Annotated in this window: 20 protein-coding genes and 1 pseudogene; 6 read left to right on the top strand and 15 right to left on the bottom strand. The window is 69.8% G+C overall.

The genetic code is table 11. The annotated features are described in order from the left end of the window. Genes ACP69V_RS07975 through ACP69V_RS08005 form a run of 7 tightly spaced genes read right to left on the bottom strand, consistent with a single transcriptional unit; the run spans position 1 to position 6,298 of the window. The gene (locus tag ACP69V_RS07975) at positions 1-849 is read right to left on the bottom strand and encodes a glycosyltransferase family 2 protein (RefSeq protein ID WP_426023380.1); all 849 of its coding nucleotides are present in this window, start codon (positions 847-849) and stop codon (positions 1-3) included. Next, on the bottom strand, positions 846-1,427 hold the full coding sequence (locus ACP69V_RS07980) for a class I SAM-dependent DNA methyltransferase (protein WP_426023381.1): 582 nt from the start codon (positions 1,425-1,427) through the stop codon (positions 846-848). The genes ACP69V_RS07975 and ACP69V_RS07980 overlap by 4 nt, the downstream gene beginning before the upstream one ends. After that, positions 1,420-2,127, bottom strand: a complete 708-nt coding sequence (locus tag ACP69V_RS07985) for a PIG-L deacetylase family protein (protein WP_426023382.1) — start codon at positions 2,125-2,127, stop codon at positions 1,420-1,422. Before ACP69V_RS07985 ends, ACP69V_RS07980 begins: the two co-directional genes overlap by 8 nt. Beyond that, the gene (locus ACP69V_RS07990; RefSeq protein ID WP_426023383.1) at positions 2,124-3,224 is read right to left on the bottom strand and encodes an acyl-CoA dehydrogenase; all 1,101 of its coding nucleotides are present in this window, start codon (positions 3,222-3,224) and stop codon (positions 2,124-2,126) included. The genes ACP69V_RS07985 and ACP69V_RS07990 overlap by 4 nt, the downstream gene beginning before the upstream one ends. Next, positions 3,217-4,260 carry a glycosyltransferase gene (locus ACP69V_RS07995; protein WP_426023384.1) on the bottom strand — a complete coding sequence of 348 codons (1,044 nt, stop codon included), beginning with the start codon at positions 4,258-4,260 and terminating at the stop codon, positions 3,217-3,219. The genes ACP69V_RS07990 and ACP69V_RS07995 overlap by 8 nt, the downstream gene beginning before the upstream one ends. Continuing rightward, positions 4,257-5,204 (bottom strand): glycosyltransferase, encoded by a 948-nt coding sequence (locus ACP69V_RS08000; protein ID WP_426023385.1) that lies wholly within the window; start codon positions 5,202-5,204, stop codon positions 4,257-4,259. Before ACP69V_RS08000 ends, ACP69V_RS07995 begins: the two co-directional genes overlap by 4 nt. Next, on the bottom strand, positions 5,201-6,298 hold the full coding sequence (locus ACP69V_RS08005; protein WP_426023386.1) for a glycosyltransferase: 1,098 nt from the start codon (positions 6,296-6,298) through the stop codon (positions 5,201-5,203). The genes ACP69V_RS08000 and ACP69V_RS08005 overlap by 4 nt, the downstream gene beginning before the upstream one ends. 280 nt (positions 6,299-6,578) lie before the next feature. Here ACP69V_RS08005 and ACP69V_RS08010 point away from each other — a divergent pair, with 280 nt between their 5' ends. From ACP69V_RS08010 to ACP69V_RS08025, 4 genes are all read left to right on the top strand, one after another. Then, positions 6,579-6,899, top strand: a complete 321-nt coding sequence (locus tag ACP69V_RS08010) for a hypothetical protein (protein WP_426023387.1) — start codon at positions 6,579-6,581, stop codon at positions 6,897-6,899. A 134-nt stretch (positions 6,900-7,033) separates the two neighbouring features. Beyond that, complete coding sequence (locus ACP69V_RS08015; RefSeq protein WP_426023388.1) at positions 7,034-7,600, top strand: SRPBCC family protein; 567 nt, start codon at positions 7,034-7,036, stop codon at positions 7,598-7,600. 17 nt (positions 7,601-7,617) lie between these two features. After that, the gene (locus ACP69V_RS08020; protein ID WP_426017052.1) at positions 7,618-8,793 is read left to right on the top strand and encodes a zinc-dependent alcohol dehydrogenase; all 1,176 of its coding nucleotides are present in this window, start codon (positions 7,618-7,620) and stop codon (positions 8,791-8,793) included. A 167-nt stretch (positions 8,794-8,960) separates the two neighbouring features. Next, on the top strand, positions 8,961-9,158 hold the full coding sequence (locus ACP69V_RS08025; RefSeq protein WP_426023389.1) for a hypothetical protein: 198 nt from the start codon (positions 8,961-8,963) through the stop codon (positions 9,156-9,158). A gap of 88 nt (positions 9,159-9,246) precedes the next feature. On the opposite strand, the gene ACP69V_RS08030 is transcribed toward ACP69V_RS08025, so the two are convergent. The 6 genes and pseudogenes from ACP69V_RS08030 to ACP69V_RS08055 all read right to left on the bottom strand — a co-directional run bounded on the left by ACP69V_RS08030 (position 9,247) and on the right by ACP69V_RS08055 (position 13,853). Continuing rightward, a complete protein-coding gene (locus ACP69V_RS08030; protein WP_426023390.1) occupies positions 9,247-9,531 on the bottom strand; it encodes a hypothetical protein in 285 nt (94 codons plus the stop codon). Between the two features lie 66 nt (positions 9,532-9,597). Then, positions 9,598-11,682 (bottom strand): glycoside hydrolase family 65 protein, encoded by a 2,085-nt coding sequence (locus ACP69V_RS08035; protein WP_426023391.1) that lies wholly within the window; start codon positions 11,680-11,682, stop codon positions 9,598-9,600. Further along, the gene (locus ACP69V_RS08040) at positions 11,669-12,268 is read right to left on the bottom strand and encodes a cysteine hydrolase family protein (RefSeq protein ID WP_426023392.1); all 600 of its coding nucleotides are present in this window, start codon (positions 12,266-12,268) and stop codon (positions 11,669-11,671) included. Before ACP69V_RS08040 ends, ACP69V_RS08035 begins: the two co-directional genes overlap by 14 nt. Positions 12,269-12,639: 371 nt before the next feature. Continuing rightward, positions 12,640-12,909: pseudogene (locus ACP69V_RS08045) on the bottom strand (SemiSWEET family sugar transporter); the annotation flags it as partial. A 168-nt stretch (positions 12,910-13,077) separates the two neighbouring features. Beyond that, the gene (locus ACP69V_RS08050; protein WP_426023393.1) at positions 13,078-13,518 is read right to left on the bottom strand and encodes a DUF1810 domain-containing protein; all 441 of its coding nucleotides are present in this window, start codon (positions 13,516-13,518) and stop codon (positions 13,078-13,080) included. After that, on the bottom strand, positions 13,515-13,853 hold the full coding sequence (locus ACP69V_RS08055) for a hypothetical protein (RefSeq protein WP_426023394.1): 339 nt from the start codon (positions 13,851-13,853) through the stop codon (positions 13,515-13,517). Before ACP69V_RS08055 ends, ACP69V_RS08050 begins: the two co-directional genes overlap by 4 nt. A 137-nt stretch (positions 13,854-13,990) precedes the next feature. Here ACP69V_RS08055 and ACP69V_RS08060 point away from each other — a divergent pair, with 137 nt between their 5' ends. Both ACP69V_RS08060 and ACP69V_RS08065 read left to right on the top strand, forming a co-directional pair. Beyond that, positions 13,991-14,746, top strand: a complete 756-nt coding sequence (locus ACP69V_RS08060) for an ImuA family protein (RefSeq protein WP_426023395.1) — start codon at positions 13,991-13,993, stop codon at positions 14,744-14,746. Next, positions 14,661-16,178, top strand: coding sequence for a Y-family DNA polymerase (locus tag ACP69V_RS08065; RefSeq protein ID WP_426023396.1), 1,518 nt, complete (start codon positions 14,661-14,663; stop codon positions 16,176-16,178). The genes ACP69V_RS08060 and ACP69V_RS08065 overlap by 86 nt, the downstream gene beginning before the upstream one ends. 636 nt (positions 16,179-16,814) lie before the next feature. On the opposite strand, the gene ACP69V_RS08070 is transcribed toward ACP69V_RS08065, so the two are convergent. Beyond that, positions 16,815-16,955, bottom strand: a complete 141-nt coding sequence (locus ACP69V_RS08070) for a hypothetical protein (RefSeq protein WP_426023397.1) — start codon at positions 16,953-16,955, stop codon at positions 16,815-16,817. Further along, a complete protein-coding gene (locus ACP69V_RS08075; RefSeq protein WP_426023398.1) occupies positions 16,948-17,157 on the bottom strand; it encodes a hypothetical protein in 210 nt (69 codons plus the stop codon). Before ACP69V_RS08075 ends, ACP69V_RS08070 begins: the two co-directional genes overlap by 8 nt. Positions 17,158-17,617 lie beyond the last annotated feature (460 nt).

Consider the following 17,617-nt stretch of genomic DNA (forward strand, 5'->3'; position numbering starts at 1 on the left):
CTAGAAGACCGCGCTGGAAGGCCGCTTGGCGGCGGCGAGCTCCTCGGCCGTGGGCGGCCTCAAGACCCGCAGGTCGTCCGATGTCCAGTCGATCAGGCCCATCGCCCGCATGTCGGCGAGCCAGCCGTCCATAGGCCAGACCCCCCAGCGGTGATGGAAGGTGCGGGCGTTGGCCACCAGGGCGGCGAAGTGCTGAAGCGGCGGGTCATAGGCGTCGTGATGCTGGTGATAGACCGCGCCGTCGCCCGTGAAGACCATGGGCACGCCCGCCTTGGCGACCCTGAACCCAAGATCGGTGTCTTCCGCCCCATAGCCGACAAAGGCTTCGTCGAAGCCGCCGACGGCGAAGAAGGTCGAGCGACGCATGCCGAAGGCCAGGGACCAGAGCAGGCCGGGATTTATTTCGATCCGCGCGCCCTGCGCGGGAAACCGTCGCACCGGATGCGCGACGCCCGCCTGATCGAGGTCCGCTTCCGTCCAGGCCGCACGCGCCGCGCCGGACAGCAGGTAAAGGACCTTCGGACAGGCCACGACATCCTCGGCCTCCAGCAGGCCGGCCACGACGCCGCAGGTCGCGGCCGCCGGGATACAGTCGACGTCCAGGAACAGCAGCTGTTCGCCTTGGGCCAAGGCGGCGCTCCTGTTGCGCGCCGCCGCCAGCGGCAGCCTCTCCCCTGGAAGGCGCTCGATGCGGATCGGAAAGCCCGCCTTCGGCGTCGAAATGGGCCGATCGCTCATGTCGATGATGATCAGCTCGGCCGGCGCCGCGACGCTGCGATCAAGACCGGCGATCAGCTGGTCGAGGTGGCCTTGGCGATTGCGGACCAGGGTCAGGACGCTCAGGGTCATGGTCGTCTCCACAGATCGAGCCGATAGCCCGGGTGACGCGCGTCGAGAGACACGCTGAGGATGTCATCCAGGTCGCGCCAAAGCCTCGTCACGGCGCCGTCTCCCGTCTGCGGATAGTCGGTCTTTCCCGTCCAGTGCACCAGAAGGACCAGGCCACCGGGCACGAGATGGGCGCGGACGAACGCCGCTGCGGCCGCCAGATCCTGGTCGCTCCAGTAGTAGGCGACTTCGGACAGGACGATCAGGTCGAAGGGGCCGGCGAGCGCCACGTCATGGGGAAAGGCGGCCTGGCGAAACGCGAGATGCGGACGGTGTCCCAGTCGACGCCGGGCCCGGTCCAGGGCGGTCCGGCTGATGTCGAGCGCCACCAGCGCCTCGCATCGGTCCGCCAGCCGCGCCGTCAGGGCGCCGCCGGCGCATCCGACCTCGAGGCCGCGCCGAAACCTTCGGTCGCCCAGGCTCGCGACCGTGCGGGCGTGTTTCTCGGCTTCGTAGGGGCGGCTTTCCAACCCCCAGGGGTCGGGATCCCCCGAGAAGACGTCCTCGAAATAGTCCGCGCCGAGGGAGGAATCAGCCATGGGGAGCCTTTCGCAGATAAAGTCGGTCGCAGGCGGCCGAGAGCCGATCCGGCGTCTCCAGACGGAATCCCGGCCCCATCATCGGCGTCCGTTGGCTCCGATGCGCGGCCAGGGCGAGGGCTCGTCGGCCGGCCGCCAAAGGACGGGTCGCCAACTGCAGATCGCCCTGCGCCGCCGGCCGCGCCCAGACGCCATATTCGAACAGGGCGACCGGCCGGCCGGCCAGTTTGACCACCCGACGCGCCAACCGTCCTGCGGCTTCGTGATCGCAATGGGGTTCACACACCGCCGTGACGGCGAGCGCGTCGATGCGGAGGCGGCGACAGAGCCAGGCCAGACGGCGCGCAGTCGCCTCGAAGAGAGCGTCGCCGACGACCGGCGGCGCAGCGTCCGGCCAATCGAGAAAGATCGGCTGCGCCGTCGCGCGCCCTGTCAGCCGGAGGATCGCGCGGCGCGCCTCCCCTCTGCGGATCGCGACCAGGCGGCGGCGCGCGCGATCGTCGGCATGGGGATGGGAGGCGCCGCCGTCCGTCACGATGACCACGCCGCCGAGGCATCCCTCTTCCGACGCCTGCTGAATCAGGGCGCCGGCGCCAAGCGTCTCGTCATCGGCATGCGGCGCCAGGACGAGCCATCGCGCCCGGGCCCAGCGCGACCTGGCCAAGGGAGCGGCGCCGACCGGCCCGAGCTTGGGGCTCACCACAGGGCGTCTCCCGCACCCCAGAGGTCGTGATCCAGCCAGGTCTTGGCCGCCTCGTCGCGCGCATGGTCGGGTCCGGCCTGGCGGAGGTACAGGCTCAGATCGCGGATGATCTTGTCCAGCCGTTCGCCGTCGAAGGCGCTGCGGGTTCCCGTCGCCCGGGCAGCCAGCTCCATCACGTCCAGCGCGCTTCGCTCGACGACGCCGCGGGTCGCCCGCGCAAAATCGGCCGCGTCCCTGGCCTCCGTCGCGGCCCGCTCGGCGGCTTCGCGAACCCACAGATAGGCGGTGCGGGCGGCGACGACCGCCTCGGCGAATTTGGCGCGCTGCAACGGATCGCGCCGCGCCGCTTCGGACAGGGCCTCGCGCATCGCCAGGACGAGACCCTCGACGCCGCCGAGCTGGACCGCCGTGAAACGCCAGGCCCCGGCGGTGAAGCGGGGTTCGCGGTCGTAGTCGCCCGGCTGTCCCAAAAGACTGAGGTCCGTCACCGGCAGATCGGTGACGTCGTATCGACCGCTCAGGGTCGCCCGCATGCCGCGGACGCGCCATCCCGTCAGATCGGCTCGCTCGCCGCAATCCGCCGGCACGACGGCGAGACGACGCGGTCCCTCGGCAGGCTGAACGGTGACGACGGCATAGGCGAGCCCGCCCGCCCCGGTGGCGAACATCTTGGCGCCCGACAGCCGGCCCTCCCGGAGCTGGACGCCCGGCTGGGGTTCCGTGGCCCAGACCCCGAACCAGCCGCCGGCGGCGAGTACATCCGCCAGCCAGAGCTTCTGCTCGGGCGCGCCATACCAGTCGAACAGGGCCAGCGCATTGACATGGCCCTCGAAGAGCCGGCCCACGCTCAGGTCCGCGCGTCCGACCCGGCGCAGATCGTCCAGGAGGGCCAGGGCCTTCAGGGCCGGCGTGGCGAAGGCTCCGCCGCCGCTGGCTGCCGGGGCGTAGCGCCGGTGCAGGCCGAGCGTCCGGAGCAGCGCCAGGCTGTCGACCGGAAAGCGCGGCGAGGCGTCGTAGCGCTCGCCGAGCGCCGCCAGGGCGTCATGGACGCCGTCTGCGGAGAGGTCCGGGACGATTGCAGGCGCGTCAGGCATCATTATTTTCTCGTCTTCGATCCGCCAGTTCAACCAGCCAATGGCCGGCGGCCTCGACCCCCTCCCCGCGCAAACCGTCTCGGGCCTGCGGGTCAAGGCCCCGCGCCGCAGCAATAATCCCCGGCCAGGCCTTAGGTTCGGGCCATGCGGCCAGGACGACGGCGGCGCCGGCCTGGGCGAGCCCTGCGGCCTTGGCCGCCTGCTCCTCATAGGGTCGGGGTTCGGGCAGGCAGACGAACGGACGATCCGCCGCGAGAACGGCGTCGACGAGACCGTCGCCCGCCGCCCCGACGACGACGCCGGCCTTTTCGATTTCCGAGTTCACATCCTCGATCCAGCCCTTCAACACCAAATTTGGCGGCGCAAGGGACGGCGCCGTCACAGGCCCGATCGCCGTCCATCGGACGTTCGGCGTCGCGGAGGCGGCTGCGGCCAGTTGCGCCCCGTCCATCGGCGCGCCGCCTCGCCCGTGAACCACCAGGACCGCGTCCGGATCGCCCGGACCGACGTCGGCGCGCCGCGCCGGCGCAAAGTAACGGGTCCGCGCCCGCACCCAATCCGGCGTATCGGGATGCTCCAGCCTCGAATGCCAGGGCGCGAGCAGCGCCTCTGCACCCCGGAAGGCTTCCAGATGGGCCGTATCCGTTCGGGCGCCGGACAGCCGCACATAGACGACCGGCGTCGACGCCAGCCTGGCCAGGAGCGCCACCTCGACCGACACATCCACTACGACGAGCGCCGGGGCGGCCGTCGCGATCCATGTCGAAAGGTCGGCGACGCGCTGGCGCAATCCCGCGACGCCATAGGGCGCGTAATGAAGCCCCTTGGGCAGATCCGGTCCGCCGTCCGCGCCGAACCCCGTGGCGGCGTCGGCCCGGTCGTCGGGAAGATCGACCACGGCGACCTCGCCGCCGCGACCCGCGAGCCCGGTCCCCAGGAGGACGAAGCGTGTCGGCGCGGCGGCCGCGACCTGAAGGGCGCGCTGGCGATGACCCTCCCCCTGATGGTGGACATAGTAGCCGATCGGACGGGTCATGGCGCGACGCCGGCGGGTTGAAGCCTGGGCTTCAGGTCCAGCGCATAGTCCAGCGGCATGGGCGGCAGGTGCGGCTCCGCTTCCGCGATCCGCTGCGCGCCGTCGGGCAGACGGCGAAGGTCGCGGCGCCACAAGGCGCGCGCCCGCCAATGGGAGAAGGCGGGCGCCCTCAGGAGCTCCTGTCCCGCCGTCTGGCGCGCCAGCAGGGCCATGGCCTGGGCCATGCCGTCCTGCGCCCGTCCATGCGCGCGCGCGGAGACGCGGGTCCAGACGCTGAGCGGATGAACCAGTCTGGCGCCGGCGCGCTGGGCCGCCAGCACCAGGGCGCGATCCTCCCCCGTGGGCAGACGCGGCGTCCCGCCCGCCGCCCTGTAGGCCGCAGTAGTGATGGCGAGACTGGCGCCGGTATGGTCGCCGTGACGGGGGGCCGGATCCCAGGGGACCGGGTCCAGGGCGTCCTCGATCGCCCTCACCTCCCGCCAGTAGTCGCGCCAGACCGCCCAACCGGTCTGGAGCGCCTGGCTCTCCGGCTCGTCCTCGTCCAGCGTCAGGGCGCCCCCGACGAGATCGGCCCCCGCAGAGACGGCGTCGAGATTGGCCGAGACCCAGTCCGACGGCGGCCGGGCGTCGGCGTCGGTCGACAAAAGCACCCCCTTCCCGTCCAGGAGGTCCAGGCCCAGGTCCAGGGCCGCCGCCCGGGCGCTGCCCGCATGGGCGTGCTCCGGCGCAAACGTGTGTTCGACGATGGACAGCGTCAGTGTGGCCTCATGGGCGGCCGCGACCGCCTCGGCCTGCCGCCGGGTCCCGTCGGTCGTATTGTTGATGCAGAGCGCCACGCGGACCCGGCCCACGCCGGTCTGATGCGCGAGCGCGTCGAGCAGGCGCGGAAGGCGGTCAGCCTCGTCCCGCGCCGGCACGCAGACACAGAAGGGGGCGACGCTCACGCCGTGAGCCGTTCGCCGGGGCTGTCGTTGGCGACGGCCAGCCGGTCCGCCGTCAGATCGCGATAGAGCGCCTCGTATCGCTGCACCATCTCACCGGCGTCACAGGCCTGCTCGGCCCGCGCCCGGCAGGCGCGGCGCGACAGTCCGACGGCCCCGCGGGCGGCGCGGGCGAGGTCGGCGGGATCGTCCGGCGACGCCAGCACGCCGCAGGCCGGCGTGAGGATTTCCGGTATGGCGCCCCGCGCAAAGGCCGCGACGGGCGTGCCGCTCGCCAGGGCCTCGGCGACGACGAGGCCGTAGGGCTCGTCCCAGCAAGGCGTGCACAGCGCAGCGGCGGCGCATCCGATCTCCTGCGCCAGAGCGCGGTGGTCGAGGTGGCCGAGATACAGGGTGTCGGACGACAGCCGCGGCAGGATTTCGCGATGATGATAGTCCGGGTCGGCGATCGGCCCGGCGAACCGGAGCGGCAGTCCGGCCAGGCGGGCGGCGTCCAGGGCGTGGTGCAGCCCCTTTTCCGGCACGATCCGCCCGTACCAGATCAGATGCGGCGGTCCGGACGCCTCGGCGTGAAACGCGAAGCTTTCGAGGTCGATCCCGTTCAGGATGACATGATCCAGCGGCACGACGTCCTGCCAGCTCGCCCTGATGGATTCCGAAACGCCGACGTAGCGGATGTTTCCGCCCCGGCTCTCGCGCACCCCGCTTTCCAGCCAACAGAAGGGCGGGGTGTGAAGCGTGGTCACCATCGGCATGGGCAGGGTGTCGGCCATCGACACCGGCAGATAGTGCAGGCTGTTGTTGTGGATCACGTCGAAGCGGCTTCGCCGCAGCCGGGTCATCAGGGACAGATAGGCGTGATGTTCACGGAAGAAGGCGACGTCGCCCGCTTCAGCGGTCCCGACCTTCGCCATCTCCGTCTGTTCGCAGATCGCCTCAAGGCCAAGCGCAGGATCGGATCGCGTCGCCGCAAAGAGGGTGACGTCATGGCCGTGCCGCCGCAGCAGACGACATAGCAGATGGGTGTGCATCTCCAGCCCGCCGGCGAACGGCTCGGCGATGGGATATTTAAGATGTGCGATGACGCCGATGCGCATCAAGTTCCGGCCCTGCCCCAACCCGAGCCATATTGGGCTCGTTCAACGTTTTACACGTGACGACGTAAGACCAACCGTGGCCTATCGGTTCCTCTGTGCGGTTCCGCTCTCCGCCCTGTCGCGTTTGACCGGATGACTGGCAGTAGGTTGTAGTCGATATCTTGGCTCAGGACCGACGAATACGCAGGCGCTTCTTGCCGCGCGGCGAAGACTTTCAACTTTCTTGGACCCTGAGCCGCGAACGCGCGTTCCCGGCTCTGAGCAACCAGCGAGGAAGCCTATGACCGCACCGATCACATCAACCTTCGCAACGCGTCGAGACGCCGAGATGGTGGTCGAACGCCTTGTTCAGACCCATGGGGTCTCCCGCGACGCCATCCGGGTCGCTCCCGATGGACAAGAGAATACGGTGGGCGACAGGGCCTCCGGCGGCGATCTGGAAGCCGCAGATCCCAGTGTCGAGGCGAGATCGGACGCGCCGGTGGAAGGGCGAATCGCGGTCTCGGTCACGCCAGGCTCAGCGGACGACGCCGAAATCTTCCGGGCCGCGTTCCGAGAGTTCAACGGCGAGGCTGAGCCGAATGCTTCCGCGTCCGTCTAGACCCGCGACGACGCTTTCGCGCGCCGCATCCGCCGACAGACCCCGGGGCGAGCGCCCGCCTCGCCCGCCATGCCGACCCGTTCCTGTCCCGGGCAGCTGAGCCCGACCGTTCACCGAAAAGGAGGCCCTCGACCATGTCCGACCCCCTCTCAACCGACGCCGACGTCCAGTCGCCGGCCTTCAACGACAAGGATGAAGTGGAGGGCGCCTATGACGCCACCAGCATCCGCGCCGTCATGATCAATCGGCCGCGTCAGGCGCTGTATGACTATTGGCGCGACTTCCGGAACCTGCCCAGCTTCATGGAGAATGTGAAGTCGGTCGATGTGCTGGACGACGCCCGGTCCAGTTGGACCGTCGCCGGTCCGGCGGGCGCGGAAATCGAACTGGTCAGCGAGATCACCGACGACCGTCCCGGCGAATATATCGCCTGGCGTTCCACCGAGGACAGCGACGTCGATCATGAGGGCTGGATCGCGTTTCGCGACAACGCCTTCGGCCGAGGCACCGAGGTCCGCGTTCTGATCAGCTACGACCCGCCTGCGGGCGCCGTCGGCAAACTGGTCGCGAAGGTGATGCAGCGAGAGCCCCGGGTTCAGGCCCGGCGCGAACTGCGGCGCTTCAAGCAACTGATGGAAACGGGCGAGGTCCCGACGTCCAAGGCCCCCGATGCGGCGCCGCGCGCCGATCGTCATTTCTGATCCCGGAAGGAAGTCCCATGCGCGCCCTGACCTGGCACGGCAAACATAATGTTCAGGTGGATACGGTCCCCGATCCTCAGATCATCAACCCCCGCGATGCGATCATCAAGATCACGGCCACGGCCATCTGCGGCTCGGACCTGCACCTCTACGACAGCGTCATCCCCGGCATGTCCAATGGCGACATCCTCGGCCATGAGTTCATGGGCGAGGTCGTCGAGATCGGCCGGGGCGACACCAGCCTTCAGGTCGGTCAGAAGGTGGTCGTGCCCTTCGTGATCGCCTGCGGCTCCTGCTTCCATTGCGGCAAACAGCAGTTTTCGGCCTGCGACAACTCCAATCCGGCCGACAAGTCCGACGCGTCCGAGATCGCCTACGGCTATCCGGCCGCCGGCCTGTTCGGTTATTCCCACCTGACCGGCGGCTATGCGGGCGGCCAGGCGGAATATGTCCGCGTCCCCTATTCCGACATCGGCCCGATCGTGGTGCCCGACGGGATCGAGGACGAGCGAGTGCTGTTCCTGTCCGACATCTTCCCCACCGGCTGGATGGCGGCCGAGAACGCCGGGATCGAGCCGGGCGACACGGTGGCGATCTGGGGCTGCGGTCCGGTCGGCCTGTTCGCGATCAAGAGCGCAAAACTGATGGGCGCCGGACGCATCATCGCCATCGACCATCACCCGCGCCGGCTTGAGCTGGCCAAGGCCAACGGGGCGGAGGTGCTCAACTATCACGAGGTCAAGATCCGCGAAGCCCTGATGGAGATGACCGCCGGCATCGGTCCGGACGCCTGTATCGACGCCGTCGGCATGGAGGCGCACGGCTTTTCACCCGACAACGTCATCGACGCCGTCAAGCAGGAGACCAGGCTTGGCACCGACCGTCCGCATGTGCTGCGAGAAACCCTCATGGCCTGTCGGAAAGGGGGTCGGATCTCCATACCGGGCGTCTATGGCGGACTCGGCGACAAGCTGCCGATCGGGGCCCTCATGCAAAAGGGCCTGACCATCAAGACCGGTCAGACGCATGTGCAGAAATATCTGCCCCAACTGCTGGACCTTGTCCTGGACGGCAAGATCGACACCACGGACCTCATCAGCCACCGCCTGCCGCTGGAGCAGGCCCCCGAGGCCTACAAAAACTTCCACGACAATCCGAACGAGTGGACGAAGGTCGTGCTCAAACCCCACTGATCGCGTCCGGCAGGCGGCCCACAGGCCGAGGGGCCGCCTGCCGACGACGCCCCGCGGTCGTCCGTCCCCGGTTCGGAGCGACCACGCGCCCGGAACAACCGCCCCGACCGGGAGGTTTCAACCCCAAGGGCCCGTCACAAGGCGGGCGTCACAGCAAGGATCTTTTCATGACCGAACGTCTCTACACCTTGAGAATAGGCCAGACCGACGGCCGCGAGCGCAGCGTCCAGGTCCGATCGGAAACGGATGTTCAGGCGGCCGACGCCGCCGCCCCTCTGCTCTCGGAGGGCGAGACCATCCTGTCGATTTCGGAGATCTCGGATGACGGCGCGGTCGTCGCCGACGCGCCCGCGCCCCAGTCATAGGCCGCCGAGCTCGCTCCCGTGACGCCTGGCGTCGCGGCCGCGCCACAAGACATCCGCTAGCCTGGGGTCGCCGACGAGGCCGTGGAGGTCACGTCCGACCGGGACCGTGCGGCTGCGAAAAAATATAGACGCCCGCCGCGACGAGACGATCGTGCAGGCCCGGATCGACCCCGTCGAAATCCTCGGTCGGCGGCGGCTCACATTCGACGACCAGACGACCGTCGCACCAGACGGCGACCGGCGCCTTCAGCGCAAAGGCCCGGCGCCGGGCCTGGCGGAGGGCGTCCGCGACATCGCCCGCGATGAGGGTCTCCGGCTCGCCCCCCTGCCGGAAGCGCAGTTGATAGCCCAGCACGGGCGTCCTCGGTCTCATGACGCCCCCTCCCGGCCAGGCCGGGCCGCCCCCAGCGAATTCACGTCGAGCCTGATCATCGCCGCCTCACGGCCGCGACAGGACAGCGCGCTCAGCGCCGTGCTCCGCGCGCAGATGAACAGGTCGGCCTTCCAGCCATAGGCGCTCCACGGTTATCGCCCTCCATCCCTCAGGGAGGACCACGGGCCGGGCCGGCCAGTCGGCGGGGGCGCCGCGCGCTTCCAGTCCGGTCAGTCCGTAGACAATGCCGAGCAGCAGCCCCCCGAGGTTGGCGAAGAAGGGTCCCGCCGCGGTCTCGCTGTCCGGGTGGTCGGCCCGATACTCCAGACACTGGTGGAACCGTCCGGCGTCGTAGGCTGCGTATCCCTCCTCGAACAGCTTCAGCGCCAAGGTGCGATCGCCGGCGAGCGCCGCCCAGGCGGCATACAGGGCCGGAAACATCGGCGAACCCACATAGGCCTTCCAGTGCGCCAGATAGAAGTCGAGCGTCGCCTTCGCCACATCGGGTCCGGCCGGATATCCGCCCGGAAACAGGCCGGCCAGGGGTGATGGCGTGGCCCCCTTGGGCTCGTCGATCCGGAAGCCGTCATGGGCGGCGATCACCCCATCCGCCCGGAGGGGCAGGTAGAGCTGGTCGCAGACCTGACGCCAGGCCTCCGGCGAAGGCCTGCCCAGGGCCTCTGCGGCGGCCGTGGCGCGCGTCAAGACATCCCGGGCGAACATCAGGGTGAAGGCGTCGTTGTCCGGCGGAACCGGCACCTCGGCCGGACCGGTGGCCCGGATCAACTCAAAGCCGCGATCGGTTCGGACCATCCGGCTGACGATCCAGTCCGCCACCCCGCTGAGGACGGGCCACGCGTCCTCGCGCAGGAAGGCCGCGTCGCCCGTCGCATCGGCATAGAGGCTGAAGGCGCGTGCGACATGCAGCGATCCGTGGTCCTCGTGCGCCGCGCCCGATCCGCCGCCGGGCGTCGCCTCCTGCCCGGTCGAGGGCGCCGCCTCCCAGGGGAACTGCAGCCCCTGACGTCCCGACAGGCGGGCGTTGGCGCCCGCAGCGGCCAGGCCGCGACTGCGGAAGTCCAGCAGGGCGCGCGCGGCGTCGGGTTGGCTGAGGATCAGGGGTGGGACGCAGAAGGCGTCGATGTCCCACATCACATGGCCGTAGTAGTAGGAATAGTCATGCCAGGTCGCCAGCCCGAAGATCGAGGTCGCGGCCGGCGAGGCGGCGTGGACGGAACTGTTGAGATAGAAGAAGGCCGCGTCGATCAGGGCCTGATGCTCGGGCCTGGCGCCCTCGACCACGATCCGGCCCCGCCAGAGGGCGCGCCAGGCCTCGCGGTTTCGGGCGCGCAAGGTCTCGAATCCGGTCTCGGCCGCACGCGCGACGCGGCGCACCGCCTCCTCGTCCGGACGGGCGTGCACCAGCGAGGGGACCAGGGCCGCCATCTGTCGCAGGCGCGCGCCCCGTTTGCCGACGCGCCCGAGATCGTAGGCGGTCTGGAGCGGCCCGGACACATCCCACGTGGCGACGCTCCGAGCCGCAGCCGGTCGGGTCTCGGTCCAGAGGGCGAGGCCGCAGGTCGAGAGGTCGCCCTCGGTGGTCCAGAGCAGAGATCCGTCGCAGGCGGGCTCGGCTTCGCCCGGCGTATCGGTGCTCCGTCGCGTCACCCGCCCCCGCAGACCGGCGGTCGCCACGACGGCGCGGATCTGGAGCCCGCACGCCCTGTCGGGTCGCACAAAGACCTCTTGCAGCACCACGGTCGGGGCCGTGCGGCTTGCAAAGGTGACCACCTCGAACTGAGCTGTCACCTCCCCGAGGCGGGCGGTCCACCGACTGGTCAGTTCCCCGGTGGAGAAGTCGTAGTCCTGAACCAGGTCGGTGACGCACCAGGGCTGATCCGACAGCCAGACGCCTTCGATGCAGACGTCGGCCGCCAAAGGATAGGGCACGGGCGCGGCCGCCTCGATCCGTCGTTCCGGATGTTCGCCGGCGACGCCGTTCACGAGGGTCATGCCGGGGGCGAGCGCCATCTCGCGGACGCGCAGACCGATCAGGCCGTTTGACACATAGGCCGGCAGGGCGCCGTTGCGGGGGCCATGCGCCGGCGGCGGGCTGATCGGGCGCCAGGCCTTCCCCTCACCGCCAGCCATCGAGCACCTCGGCGCATTCGGCGGTTTCGACCTGCTGGGCGAACCGGTCATGATAAAGGGCCAGCAGATGGTCGTGAGGGTCATCGGCGGAGCTGCAGACCGCGTCGGTGACGACCACGACCCGGTACCCCAGATCGATGGCGCCCAGAACCGCCGCCAGAACGCAGACGTCGGTTTCGGCGCCGGTGACCACCAGGGTGTCGACGCCGAGCGCGCGCAGTTCAGCGTCCAGCCCCGTGCCGAGCCACGGCGAATAGACCCTCTTGTCGATCAGGCGGCCGGGCGGCGTGAACCTCTGCAGCGGACCGGCGAGATCGACCATTGACGAGCCCATCGCCTCCAGGGTCATCGAGGACCAGCGGCGCCAGTAGTCGCGCCATGTCCCGCGCCCTTCCCCCACCCGGGCCGCCGGGATGAAACGGGTGAAGATCGTCCGGTCGGCCTTGGCCTCGCAGAGCTTGACGAGGACGGGCATGACCCGCTCGGCCCACGGCGTGCGCCATTCGGTGTCCTCGACGAACATCCGCTGCATGTCGATGCACAGGTGAACGGTCGAAGTCGGCAGGGGCGCATGCAGACCGGCCACGGTCAGATCTCCTCTGGCTTGCGGGCTTGGAGAGGCTCGTGGGTCGCCGTCTCGCCGGCATGATGTTCGATGCGCCCGCTTTCGACCTCCGCCCGGGAAAAGACTTCCTCCTGGCCCGAGTCCAACAGTTCGGTCCCGGCTCCGCCCAGGCCGCCCTGGGCCAGGCCGGAGCGGGCGTCAGCGGCCTGTTTCCGGTTCGGCGACCGCCGAGGATCATCCTCTTCCGCTCCCACGGTCATCGTTCTCTCCCTGTCCAAGTCAATCGCATAGGCCGGGGCGTTCGTTCCCTCTCGCCGGGCCAAACCCTGCCTGTGTCCATGACCGGACTCGACTGCGCCGGGTTCGTCCCCGGCGACCTTGGCGTCGGACTTCGGATCGCCGTCGCGAAAGCGCCACTTCATGACGAGAACCCCAGAGGCCATGACCAAAGCGCAGCTGTTGGCGACGGTGACGGGCCAGGCCTGGGTCATGACGCCATAGACCACCCAGAGAATGAAGCAGGACACCGTAAGCGAATAGGTCTTGAGACTGACGGCCGAGGCGTCCCGCTCCTTCCAGATCTTGATCCCCTGGGGCGCGAAACTGGTCACCGAGCAGATCGCAGCGGCTGATCCCACGATATTGGCGACTGTCTCATTCATAAGCCCGCAACGTGGCCCTGCCCCCCCCTGTTCCTATGCGCGAAAGCGCTCAGTCGCCTGCCGGGCCGCCCTGACCTGACACGAACGTCCATCAATCCCGGAGCGGCTCGGCTCAGCTTCGCCGCAGCCGCAAGCCGTCTGCGTCCGAACCGCGCCCGTCCTGATCCTTCACAGCACATCCGGCCCCTTCCGGGCCTTTTCCACCAGGTCCGCCGTCAGGCGGTCGGGACCCAGGGCCCATCGGGCGAGCGCAGCGTCAAAGACGGCGGGCTCCGGCGAGACCTGGGCGAACAGGGTCATGGAGGACCGGAACTTCAGATCGTCCGGCGATCCGAACAGGCGATGCAGCGAGGCCGCCGGCGCCGTCGTGGCCGCCTCTGCGGCTTGGACAAGCCGGTCGCCCAGGATCGGATGCGCCAAATAGGCCCGGGCCTCGGCCAGAGACGCGATCCCGTAGAAGACGGCGGTGGGCGACCGTCCCAGCGATCGGGCCTGAGGAAAGACGAACCACATCCAGTGGCTCGCCTTGCGACCAGCGGCGAACTCGGCCATCGCCGTGTCGAACACCCCGTCCTGCGCCGTCACGAACCGTTCCAGGTCGGCGGTCATGCTTCACCTCCGTCCAGCGCAGCGAACCAGTCCGCATAGAGGGTGTTCCGCGCCATGCGGCGGTTGAGGTCCGGCGCCCCGTCGTCCCACCAGACCGGACCGCGTTCGCCCAGCGCGATCTTGGCCGTGTCGACGGCGCGACGCGCGGCGGCCAGGGCGTCCTCTTCCGCCGCAGCCAGGGCCGCACGGACGGATCGACGCGCCGCCATCAGGTCCTGGACGCGCCGCTGGCGCGTCTCTGCAGCGAGCGTCGGATCGGCGCAGCGCCACAGGCGGCCGCGCACCACGAAATAGCGGCCGTCGGGCGTGGTCGGATGAGGCGAAGTCGCGGGCATGGACGGACAACGCCCGACCCGCGAGATGTCGCCGCCCACAGACCGCTCCACAGGTCCACATCCTCGCGCCTTGACTCTCGCGGCGTTCGATAAGAACAAATGCGGAACATTGAACGGTTCGCCCAGTTCAGGAGATCATGTCCGTCGCCCCGTCCCCGTTTCAGGCCTTGCGTTCCGAGATCGCCCGCATCGAGGCGTTCCGGCGCACACCCCGCGGCGTCCTGCCGTTCGGCCTGGACGCCCTCGACCGTCGGCTGCCCGCCGGCGGCCTGGCGCTGGGCGCGCTGCATGAGGTGGCCGGCGGCGGAGACGGCGCCGTGGACGGGGCGGTCGCCGCCCTCTTCGCCGCGGGCGTCGCCGCCCGCACCCAGGGTCCGGTGCTCTGGTGCGTCACCCGGCCGGATCTGTTCGCCCCGGCGCTGGAACAGGCCGGCCTCTCGTCCAACCGGGTGATCTATGTGGAGGCCGGCGACGAGGCCGGCGTGCTGGCCGCCTTCGAGGACGGCCTGCGCCACGGCGGCTTCGGCGCGGTCGTCGGCGAGGTGGCCCGCCTGTCCATGACCGCGTCCCGGCGGCTGCAGCTGGTCGCCGAGGACAGCGGATCCCTCGGCCTGGCGGTGCGACGATGGCGTCGCCAGGCCGAGGCGGCGGACTTCGGCCAGCCCACGGCGGCCGCCACGAGGTGGCGGGTCACCGCCCTGCCCTCCGCCCCCCTGCCCGTCGCCGGCGTCGGACGCCCGCGCTGGTTCGTCGAACTGATCCGCTGCCGCGCCGGAGCCTGCGCGGATTTCGAACTGGAAGCCTGCGATGAGACGGGTCGTCTCGCTCTACCTGCCCACTTGGCCGACCGACCGATTGCGGCGCCGGCTTGGACCGGACGCGCCGTCGCCTGAGACGCCTCTCGTCCTGGTGGGCCGTCAGGGCCGTAAACGCCTGGTCCTGGCCGCCGACCCCGCCGCCCTCGCCCATCGTCTGCATCCCGGCATGGCCGCGACCCAGGCGCGCGCGCTCGTGGGCGACCTGGTGGTCCACCCCTTCGATCCCGCAGGAGACGCCGCGGCCCTGGATCAGCTCGCCCTGTGGGCGCTGCGCCGCTATGCGCCCATCGTCGCCGCCGACCCGCCGGACGGACTGGTGCTCGACGGCACCGGCGCCGGCCACCGATACGGCGGCGACCAGGGCCTGCTCGACGATCTGATCGCCCAGACCGCCGGCGTCGGCCTCGACGCCCGCGCCGCCCTCGCCGACACCTGGGGCGCCGCCCACGCCCTCGCACGCCAGGTCGCTCGACCAACGATCGCGGTCGAACGCGGCGGCCCCGCGATCCGCCATCTTCCAGTGCGCGCCCTGCGCCTTCCCGCCGACATGGTCGAAGGCCTGGAGCGCCTGGGGATCGACACCATCGGCGAGCTGGAGGCCAAGCCGCGCGCGCCCCTGGCCCTGCGGTTCGGCCCCGAGCTGACGCGGCGGCTGGACCAGGCCTATGGGCGCGCGCCCGAGCCGATCACCCCCATCGACGCCCCGGAGCTGATCCAGGTCCGACGCCTGTTCGCCGAACCGATCGGCGCCCCCGAGACCCTGGCCCGCTATACGCTCAAACTGGTCGAGGCCCTCAGCGCTGCGCTGGAAAGCCAGGGCCTTGGCGCGACGCGGCTCGATCTGCGCTTCGAACGGATCGACAACCGGACCGAGGCCATCCGCGTGGGCCTCGCCCGCCCCGTCCGCGATATCCAACGGCTCGCGCGCCTGCTCTGCGACCGGATCGAGACCGTCGATCCCGGCCTGGGCGTCGAAGCCATGGTCCTGGCCGCCCCCGTCGTCCTGCCGCTGGATTGGTCGCCGACGTCCGGCGACCTGACCGGCCCGGCCACGCCCGACATCGGCGACCTCGTCGATCTCCTGGCCAATCGTCTCGGCCCGCAAAACCTGTATCGGCTGGCCCCAGCCCAGAGCGACGTCCCCGAACGCGCGACCCGCAAACTCCCCCCCACCGCCCCGCCGGTGACGGAGACCTGGACCCGGCGCTGGCCGCGCCCCTCGCGGCTTCTCGCCCGCCCCGAGGCGATCGAGGCCGTCGCCCTCCTGCCGGATCAGCCGCCGGTCGCCTTCAGTTGGCGGGGCGTTCGCCACCGGGTCAAAAAGGCTGACGGCCCGGAGCGGATCTTCGGCGAATGGTGGCGGCGCGACGGCGAACGCGACGCCGTGAGGGATTATTTCCAACTGGAGGACGAGGCCGGGGCCCGCTTCTGGGTCTATCGGCGCGGCGACGGCGAACAGGCCCAGACAGGCGACCTAAGCTGGTGGCTCCACGGCCTGTTCGGCTGACGCCCGTCCATCGTCAACCGATGTCGGCCTTGGCCTTCAGCGCCGCGATGCGCAGCCTGCACAGGTCCCTGGGGCCCTTCGAGCGACTATGGTCACGCGCGCGACCGCGCCGTCGCAGCGGCGCTTTGGTCCATCCAGACGGACCGGTCCGACCCTAGCAGGCGCCGCATAGCGTTGCGTCAGCGTGCCGGTCCTGCCGGAGCTTGGGCGAGCGGTACGGGTCTAACGTCAGGCTGCCCTTTCGCACCGGCCTTGGCTCGCGCAGCCGTCGATGAACAGGCGTCTCCGCGACGACGGAAATGACCCACCCCGCATCTCGCACACGAAGGATGAGGGGGACATATTCCCTCGGGCGAGCATCAGCGAATGCCGCCTTGAAGCCACGCCCCTGGCCGCCGTAAACGCCGTCGACGGCTTCGTCCTGACAATCATCGACGGCTGGGCGCCTGGGCCGGAAGCAGGACAGTTCGGCCCGCCCCGGAGCCACTGAAGGTTCGGAACGGGCCTGCCCGGACATTCCCTCCCGGATGCTCTTCGGATAACACGAGTCGTTTAGATGACCAGCTCGGCCTTAAGGCTGATTATGCCGGGGGAAGGTCTGGCTTCTCCGCTGATCAGTCCCGTCCAAATGAACGTTCAAGCGGCGACAGCGGCAGTCCGGACCTGCTCGGCTGCGGATCGGTCGCCCAGGGTGAAGTGCGCCCTGAAGTCGATGATCTCGCCAGCGACCAGATGTTCCGCACCCCTCGCACGCGGCTCCAGCGTCCCGTCATTCATCGCAGCCCGATGCGGTGATGCGGTGACGCGGTCCGGCCGGCGTCGCCACCGGCCAGACCGCCTGACGCCGTTCCAGCACGAACCGCGACGGCTGCGGCTTAGCTTCAAAACTCGGTCCTGTCAGCCCGTTGTCTTCGGCGCGTCTTGAGGAAGCCTCTATCGCCGACGTTTCGGCTTCGAGGTCGGTCTCCAGATCGTCCAATAGGGCGAGCGTTCGTGCGTCATGGGATGGACCGCGCACCTTCTGGATGACGGACAGCGTCCTCTGTGAAGACGCGCGTGGCGAAAGGCGTCGCACCCGCCGCCTGTCCCGCCTCAACGCCTGATGCTGCCCTGATGATGGCGAAGCCCTGCCCTTTGGCTGTCTTGCGCCGAAGACCGCCCAAGCTATCCCGACGCCGCCTGCGCCACCCGCAACGGCCGGAACGGCCGGAACGTCGAATCCGACGGCGCGCGCCTACTGGCCCTCGAGACGCGGGAGGCGGCGCCGACCGATCAGCGAAGGGTCAAAGCTGGAAGACCGCCGACGTCAGGGACGGTCACGCCGTCTCATGCCCGGGATAGCCCGACAGCGCTCAAAACGAGGCGTTCTCCCGGGGCGCCGATCAAACCTATTGCGAGATGACCTCCGTCACGGCTGAAGGCCTCGACGCGGCTGAAGG

The sequence above is a fragment of the Brevundimonas sp. PWP3-1b1 genome (assembly GCF_049896065.1).
Classification (GTDB): domain Bacteria; phylum Pseudomonadota; class Alphaproteobacteria; order Caulobacterales; family Caulobacteraceae; genus Brevundimonas; species Brevundimonas intermedia_B.